Origin of the sequence: Dermabacter sp. p3-SID358 (assembly GCF_025147465.1) — a bacterium.
Taxonomy (GTDB): domain Bacteria; phylum Actinomycetota; class Actinomycetes; order Actinomycetales; family Dermabacteraceae; genus Dermabacter.
The window spans coordinates 1-7794 of sequence record NZ_JALXOZ010000029.1 but is presented as its reverse complement, the minus strand read 5'-3'; the positions used below and the strand labels follow the sequence as shown (position 1 = coordinate 7794).

General features: G+C 62.5%; 8 protein-coding genes. 5 read left to right on the top strand and 3 right to left on the bottom strand.

Going from position 1 to position 7794, the window contains the following annotated elements; all coding sequences use genetic code 11:
- Positions 1-45: 45 nt before the first annotated feature.
- Positions 46-426, bottom strand: coding sequence for a hypothetical protein (locus M3B90_RS09495; RefSeq protein WP_259890137.1), 381 nt, complete (start codon positions 424-426; stop codon positions 46-48).
- Between the two features lie 72 nt (positions 427-498).
- Positions 499-1368 carry a formate dehydrogenase accessory sulfurtransferase FdhD gene (gene fdhD / locus M3B90_RS09490; protein WP_259890135.1) on the bottom strand — a complete coding sequence of 290 codons (870 nt, stop codon included), beginning with the start codon at positions 1366-1368 and terminating at the stop codon, positions 499-501.
- A 55-nt stretch (positions 1369-1423) separates the two neighbouring features.
- Here fdhD and M3B90_RS09485 point away from each other — a divergent pair, with 55 nt between their 5' ends.
- From M3B90_RS09485 to M3B90_RS09475, 3 genes are all read left to right on the top strand, one after another.
- The gene (locus tag M3B90_RS09485) at positions 1424-1909 is read left to right on the top strand and encodes a GtrA family protein (protein WP_259890132.1); all 486 of its coding nucleotides are present in this window, start codon (positions 1424-1426) and stop codon (positions 1907-1909) included.
- Between the two features lie 35 nt (positions 1910-1944).
- Positions 1945-2505: a PTS sugar transporter subunit IIA gene (locus M3B90_RS09480; protein WP_259890130.1), complete on the top strand. Its 561-nt coding sequence runs from the start codon at positions 1945-1947 to the stop codon at positions 2503-2505.
- Between the two features lie 123 nt (positions 2506-2628).
- Positions 2629-2901: an HPr family phosphocarrier protein gene (locus M3B90_RS09475; RefSeq protein WP_259890128.1), complete on the top strand. Its 273-nt coding sequence runs from the start codon at positions 2629-2631 to the stop codon at positions 2899-2901.
- 70 nt (positions 2902-2971) lie between these two features.
- Here the strand turns inward: M3B90_RS09475 and ptsP are convergent, their stop codons facing one another.
- Positions 2972-4690: a phosphoenolpyruvate--protein phosphotransferase gene (ptsP, locus tag M3B90_RS09470; RefSeq protein WP_259890125.1), complete on the bottom strand. Its 1719-nt coding sequence runs from the start codon at positions 4688-4690 to the stop codon at positions 2972-2974.
- 243 nt (positions 4691-4933) lie between these two features.
- Between ptsP and M3B90_RS09465 the strand changes: the two genes are divergently transcribed.
- Together M3B90_RS09465 and M3B90_RS09460 are read left to right on the top strand one after the other, a co-directional pair.
- The gene (locus M3B90_RS09465) at positions 4934-6421 is read left to right on the top strand and encodes a DUF1846 domain-containing protein (RefSeq protein WP_259890123.1); all 1488 of its coding nucleotides are present in this window, start codon (positions 4934-4936) and stop codon (positions 6419-6421) included.
- A gap of 336 nt (positions 6422-6757) precedes the next feature.
- Positions 6758-7564 carry a hypothetical protein gene (locus M3B90_RS09460; RefSeq protein WP_259890121.1) on the top strand — a complete coding sequence of 269 codons (807 nt, stop codon included), beginning with the start codon at positions 6758-6760 and terminating at the stop codon, positions 7562-7564.
- The last annotated feature ends 230 nt before the right edge of the window (positions 7565-7794 follow it).

Genomic DNA, 7794 nt, shown 5'->3' with positions numbered 1-7794 from the left:
GAAGATCGGGGCGCCTTCCTTGAATGATTCTTCGAAATCGAAGCGTCACTTCGCTTCGTGCACCTCGGCGTCGCCGCCCGCCACGCTCGAATCAGTCGATGTGTCGGTGGCCTTCACCTTGGGGGAATCGGCCTTGTGCGAGGCGCGAACTTCGTTCGCCTTGTCCTTCGCGGTCGAGGCCGCCCCCTTTGCGGCAGTCTTGGCCTGCTCGGCAACCTCGGGCGCCTTCTCCTTGACGGCGCCAGCGGCGTCCTTCGCAGCCTTCGACACGGTTTCGCGTGCCTGGCCAACCTTCTCCTGCACGCGCGGATCGTCGACGTACTGCTTGGCGGTCGCCTCGAGCTTCTCGTAGGGCTCACGGCCCATCTTCGAGCCGATCACAAAACCGATGGCGATGCCAGTCGCAAGAATGAGCTTGTTCTTCATGGTTCCTCCTCCATAGAGGTGTGTCTGCGGACACAACCATCGTGGCACACGGTTCTGAGGGGAACTCGGCTGTCAGTTCTCGCTCCCTGACAGATCAATCCGCTCCATCCCGCAGTACACGTTGAAGCGGCCGTCGTCTCCGTCGGCGCGCACGAATCCGCACAGCGTGATGCCGAGCCGCGCGGCGGTATCGATCGCAAGGGAAGAGGGGGCGCTCACGCATGCGATGAAGCCGATGCCGGCCATGGCGGCCTTTTGGACGATTTCGAAGGAGGCGCGCGAGCTTACGAGGAGCACAGTGTCGCGGAGTGGGAGTCGATCCTCGAGGAGAGCCCAACCGATGACTTTATCGACGGCGTTGTGGCGGCCCACGTCCTCGCGCAGCACGAGGCGTTCCCCCTCGGGGGTAAGGAGGGCTGCCGCGTGCACGCCGCCGGTTTTCGAGAAGGCGGCCTGGCCATCACCGAGCTCACGCTGCGCGCGCAAAAGGTGCGATGGTTGCATGGCAAACGTCGGAACAAAATCGTGCCGAACCCGCTTCGTGACCTGATCAATCGAGGCCGAGCCGCACGCGCCGCATGCGCTCGACGTGAGGAAGGGCTTCGTGATCACGGGCGCCGCGGTGATCGTGCGCGTCGTGAAGTCCATAACGTTATAGGTGTTGCGCTCTAAACCGGAGTCGTCCTCAACGACGGCGCCATCGCAATATCGGGCTTCTCGTACATCTTCGCGGCTCGTGATGTACCCCTCGGCGTGGAGGAATCCGTGGATGAGCTCGACATCGTGGCCGGGGGTGCGCATCGTCATCGAGAGCTGCTGGCCGTTGAGGCGAATGTCGAGGGGTTCTTCGACGGCGACGGTGTCGGGCCGCTCGGAGTGGTAGAGCTTGCCGTCCCGAATCCGTATGCGCGTGAGGCGCGTCGATGCTGTCACTCGTCCCATAGCGTCTCAGCCTAGCCTCATTTTTCCGCCGCGGCACGGCCTGTAATGTTGGGGCGTGATCGCGAAGGACTCCCCCTCGAAAGCTGCCGCTCTCGCGCATGCGCTTCGTGGCTCGAAGTTCCTCATCGTGGGCGGTCTCGTGTTCTTCTTTGATGCGGCGATGTACAACGTCCTGGTGTTTTGGGATCCGGCGAATGGCTGGGGCCAGGGCCTCATGCACGGCAGCCCCATCGTGGCGAAGATCGTGACGATCGCGACGGCCAGCTGCCTCACGTATCTCGGGAATCGCTTTTGGACGTACGGGGATCGCGATAAGCCGCAGACCGCGAAATCCATTCTCGCGTTCATCATCGTGAACGTCATCGCGAGCGCGCTGCAGCTCGGTTGCCTGGGCTTTTCTCGCTATGTGCTCGGCCTCGATTCGGCCCTCGCGGATAACGTGAGCGGCACGTTCATCGGCCAGGCGGTCTCCACAACGTTCCGGTACTTCACGTACGGCAGGTTCGTTTTTCCGGAAGCGAAGGGGTCCGACGCCGCCTAGACTTGAGGCGAAGCATCTTTTGAAAGGCGTGGATCATGAACATTTCACAGAGTCGTGACGGATCAGAGCACGCTGCGCCGCGTTGGGCATGCGACGTGACGCGCGACCACGGGAAGGGATCTCCTTCGGCGTCCGGCGAATCGGTGATTCTGTCGCCTCACGGGATTCGCGTGCCGGGCCTCGCACGCAATCAGAGTGAGGCTATCGAGGAGGCGGGGAATCTTCTCGTCGAGCTTGAAGCGGTCGATCCGGCGTATGTCGAAGCGATGCACGAGCGCGAAGCGGAAGTATCAACGTTTATGGGGCACGGCGTGGCAATCCCACACGCGACGAGTGAGGCGAAGCGCAGCATTCACCGCACGGCTATGAGCGTCGTGAAGTATGACGAGCCGATCCCGTGGGGTGACAACGGCGAGGAGCAGGTCTCCTATGTCGTCGCGATTGCGGGGATCGGCGATGAGCACCTCATGCTGCTTCAGGCGATTTCGCAAGTGTTCGCGGAGGAGGATCGCCGGCGAGCATTGAGTGAGGCGGCAGCGCCACTCGAGGTCCTTGCGGTGTTTGATCCAGATTTCGAGGAGACCCGCGGGCTGTGAGGGCAGAGCGCGCCTGACAATCCCGAGAACGTGAAGCGAGGCGACATTCGGTAGGGTGGCCTCACTGATCTTTATCCGCTGGTGTTTGCCCGTGGGGCATGCCGGCTCGTCGAAAGGCACATCATGGCAGAACGCACCGTCAAGATTGCGGCCGCTTCCGGGCTCCATGCCCGCCCCGCCGCTATTTTTTCGAAGGCCGCGGGTGAGCAGCCCGCGAAGGTGACGATTGAGAAGGTAGGCGGCGCGCCGATCGACGCCTCCTCGATTCTCATGCTTATGACGCTCGGCGCGGGTCACGGCGACGAGGTCGTGCTGCGCGCTGAGGGTGACGGCGCTGAGGAATCGGTCAATGCTCTTGCGGAGCTCCTCGAAACAGATCTCGACGCGCAGGGCTGAGCCAGCATCCTGTAACACAGAAGAACGGGCACGCCACACGGCGTGCCCATTCTTTTTCGCCTGGACGAAACTACAGACCGATCTCCTCAAGAATGGGCAGCTGCTCGCGAACAGCGCGCTTGCCTTCGGCTGCGGTGGGGGCGCTGACCGCGATGCGGGCGAGTTCGCGCGTCTGTTCGAGCGACACGGTCGAGAGCACCTTCGCGACAGCGGGCAGCGAGCGCGGGGTCATCGACAGTGAGTTCACGCCGAGGCCCACGAGCACGACCGCGAGCGCGGGGTCGCCAGCGGCCTCGCCGCACACGCCCACGGGTTTATTCGCGCCGTCGCCAAAGGCTTCCAGGTCACCACCGGCCACGCGTGCACCGGTCGCGGTCGCACCCACGAGGGCGAGCACTGCGGGCTGCCACGGATCGTTGAGCTTCGCGAGGGCCCCGAGCATGCGATCGGCAGCCATCGTGTATTGCGCGAGGTCATTCGTGCCGATCGAGGCGAAGTCGGCAACTCCCATGAGGTGATCACTCGTGAGAGCCGCGCTCGGGGTCTCGACCATGATCCCCGCGTGTTTCACGCCTGCCTCCCGGGCTATCGCTACGAAATCCTCGGTGTCCTCGAGTGTCGAGATCATGGGTGCCATGACCCACGGCTCGGCGTCGGTTTCCGCGCTCGCCTTCACGATCGCCTTCAGCTGGTTCTCGAGCACGGAGCGTTTCTCCCATGACGTGCGGTATGCACGAACACCGAGCGCGGGGTTCGGCTCTTCGGCATCGGTGAGGAACGGCAGGGGCTTGTCGGCGCCCGCATCGATCGTGCGGATCACGACCTTCTTCCCGGGGAACTGCCGCAGTACACCCGCGTATGCCTCGGCCTGTTCTTCGACGCTCGGCTCCTCCTCGCGGTCGAGGAAGCAGAACTCGGTTCGGAAGAGCCCCACGCCATCAGCATTGGCTTCGGCGGCGAGGGCTGCGTCCTTCGCGCTACCAACGTTGGCGAGCAACGGAACGCGGGTGCCGTCGGAAAGCTCCGCTCCCCCGCCTTCGTAAGTGAGGGGGTTCTTGAGGAGCTCGTACCAAGCTGCGGAAAGCTCTCGTTCGCGCTCACCAAATTCACTCGTGACGGTGCCGGCGGCGCCATCGACGTAGACGACGGTGCCCTGTTCGATCTCGTCGACCCCTTTCGCGGCGACCACGGCAGGGATCCCGAGTTGACGCGCGAGGATCGCGGTGTGGGATTGGGGGCCGCCGTCGGACGTCACGAGCGCGGAGACGATGCTCGGGTCGAGGGTCGCCGTGTCGGCGGGTGCGAGGTCCTGCGCCACAAGAATGAAGCGCTCCTCAGAGAAGGGGATGCCGGGGGCCTCCTCACCGCGAAGCTGCGCCACGATTCGCGCGCGCACATCTTTCACGTCACTCGAGCGCTCGGCCATGTATCCGCCGAGACCCTCGAGCATGGTTGCGACCTGATCGCCGGCCTCCCACACTGCACGCTCGGCGCTCATTCCCGCGGTGCGAACGAGCTGTTCTGCGCTCGTCGTCAGGGTTGGATCCGCCGCCATTTGCGCGGTTGCTTCGAGGACCGCTTGACCGTCGCCGCTCGCGCGCTCGGCGCGGGCCTCAAGATCGGCGCGAACTGCGGCGGCCGCTTCGGCGATGCGAGATGCTTCCTTCTCACGAGCTTCACCTTCAGCGAGGACCTCGCCGCGCTCGGGCTCCGCGACTGAAGGCGCCATGACCTTGACCGGGTCGATCACACGCCCGGCGCTTACCGCAACACCCGTGTACTCATTCATACGAACCTCTCAGTTCTTGTGCCTCGGCACAGGCGCCATGGCACATGTTTACCGACCAAATCTATAAGAAGGGCCTGGAATCCTCACGCGAAAAATAGGGCTCAGTGACGCGCTCGTCAAGCGTCGGAAATGGACAGTCCCGAAAACTGAGCCGGTCGTGCCCTAGAATGTCGAGGGCTGCACATGCAGGTTGCGTGCCACCGGCCCCCTTCACTCGTACATCACGCAGCAGGAGGAACGCCCATGGCACTGAAGCAAGGTTTTGACCCGAAAAAGTACATCGAACTGCAGTCAAAACACATTGCCGAGCGGCGGGCCCAGATCGGCGGGAAGCTGTATCTCGAAATGGGCGGCAAGCTCTTCGACGATCTCCACGCCTCTCGAGTCCTTCCCGGGTTTACTCCCGACAACAAGATCGCGATGCTGTATGAGCTCAAGGATGAACTCGAGATTCTCATCGCGATTAATGCGCACGACATCGAGCACGACAAGATCCGCGCCGACCTTGGCATCACGTATGAGGAAGACGTGCTGCGACTCGTCGACGTTTTCCGCGAGCGTGGCTTCCTCGTCAACACTATTGTGCTCACGCAAATGGATGACCACAACGAATCGGCCGTGCAGTTTAAAGACCGCATGGAACGACTCGGCCTCACCGTCGTCAAGCATCGCACGATCAAGGGCTACCCGGATCCCACGCTCGTCGTGTCCGAGGAGGGGCTCGGTCAAAACGAGTGGGCGAAAACCGAGCGCGACCTCATTATTGTGACCGCTCCCGGGCCAGGGTCGGGCAAGCTCGCGACGTGCCTCTCGCAGATCTACCACGATCACAAGCGCGGGATCGATTCGAGCTACGCAAAGTTCGAGACGTTCCCCGTGTGGAACCTTTCGCTCGAGCACCCCGTGAATCTCGCCTACGAGGCGGCAACTGCGGACCTCGATGACGTGAACCTGATCGACCCGTTCCACCTTGAGACCTACGGCGAAAAGGCCGTCAACTACAACCGCGATATCGAGGCGTTCCCGCTGCTCAGGATCCTCCTCGAGCGCATCCTCGGCGAATGCCCCTACGCCTCCCCCACCGACATGGGCGTGAACATGGCGGGCTATGCGATCACCGACGACGAGGCATGCTGCGAAGCAGCGACGCAAGAGGTTGTGCGCCGCTATTACAAGGCTCGCGTCTCCGAGAAGAAGCTCGAGCTTCCCGCGGTCGAATCGCAGCGCATCAAGCTCGTCATGGCCAAGCTCGGCGTGGATGAAACGATCCGCCCCACCGTGAAGCCTGCGCTCGCACTTGCCGAAAGGACCGGTGCGCCCGCCTCGTGTCTTGAGCTTTCCGACGGCACCCTCATTACGGGCAAGACCTCAGACCTGCTCGGTGCTTCCGCTGCCATGCTCCTCAACGCGCTCAAGCATCTCGCGGGGATTCCCGAGGACGCCCTCTTGCTCTCACCCGAATCGATCAAGCCAATCCAGACTCTCAAGGTCGACCACCTGGGCTCGCGCAACCCGCGCCTGCACACCGACGAGGTTCTTATCGCCCTTTCGGTATCAGCGGGGAGCGACCAGAACGCGGCCGCGGCGCTCGCGCAGATCAAGAACCTGCGCGGCTGCGATGTCCACACGACAACGATCCTTGGATCCGTGGACGAAGCTGTGTTCCGCTCGCTTGGTGTGCTCGTGACGAGTGAGCCCGCGCTTGGCAAGAAGAGCCTCTACCGCAAGTAATTCGCACATCGAAAAGCGGTTGTACTGCGTCATTCGATCATTTCTTCCTCGCAGCACTGGCCCGATCCGGCTAACCCTAGTCTTCCATCGATGTGATGTGTAATACTAACCGGCAGCTGCGCCTATATGTGCGCTTGCGACACGTACCATCCGCATCTCGCACCCTCGCGACTCAGCACAGCAGGAAGAAAACACATGAGCAACCACGAATGGCAGCCAGGGGCCGCTTCGAGTGCAAATCCAAACGGAAACCAGGGTTACGACCAGCAGCCTGCATACAGTCAGGCAAACTTTCAGGGGCAATACAACCAGCCTGCGGGATACCCAGGGGGTAGCATGCCTCCGCAGAAGAAGAGCAAGACTGGCCTGTGGGTTGGAATCGGCTGCGGCGCACTCCTTCTTCTCGCGCTCCTGATCGGCGGGGGCGTTCTCGCATACACGCTCTTGAGCGGCGACGACAAAAAAGAGGTTCCAGCCTCGGAAGTGAGCGCCGCGGAAGAAGACCTCAAGAGCGACGAGGGCGGCAAAGACGACAAGGGGAGTGAGAACAACAACGACGGGGGTAAGGCTCCTGCTCCGAACCCCGCGCCTGGTGGAAACGGCGGTGACGGAGGAGAGCAGCCCGGCGGAGGCGGCGGCGATAACCCTCAACCCGGCGGAAAAAACATCCCCCAGCCGATGCCCCAGCCTGGCGCCGGGGGCAACAACCCACAACCCGGAGGCGGTGGGGATAACCCTCAGCCGGGACAGGGCGGTGGAGAAGCTCCGCAGCCCGGCGGCGGAGGCAAGGCAGCATCGGGGAACCTTCCTCAACAGGTTGGCTCGACGAGCCTCGATCCTTCATTCGGCGATGCCGGGATTGGCGACGTTGGCGGAACCTACGTTTCTCAAGATCAGAAGCTCTTCTACGTCGTTTCTATCATCAGTGACCAAGAAACACAGGAGCTCTTTACAAAGTACGGAGCTGCAGAGAAGAAGCCCGTAGGAAGCTGGACATGCGAATCCGCAACCTCCAGCACCCACACGTGCTACAAGCAGAATGAGTCGGGTGCACTCGTCCACGTCATCGCCACAAACGTCAGTGGACTGAGCGCCGAAGAGGTGACGGCCTGGGGCGACGAATTCATCTCGAAGATGGGATGACAGCTCTCTCTCGCCACCTTGGCGGTACAAAGAGATGACTATTCAAGGCGGGGCAAACGCCAAGACCCGACTTGCCATCTCGCCCACGGCGGCTAGACGGAGACATCAGCTTCCCAGCAACGCCTTAGTTAGCGCGGACGGTCGGGTCCCGCGGCCGCGTGGTCAAGGGCGCTTTGGCGGTTGGTGTGTTAAATGCGGGGAGCCCCGGCCATTCATGGCCGGGGCTCAAC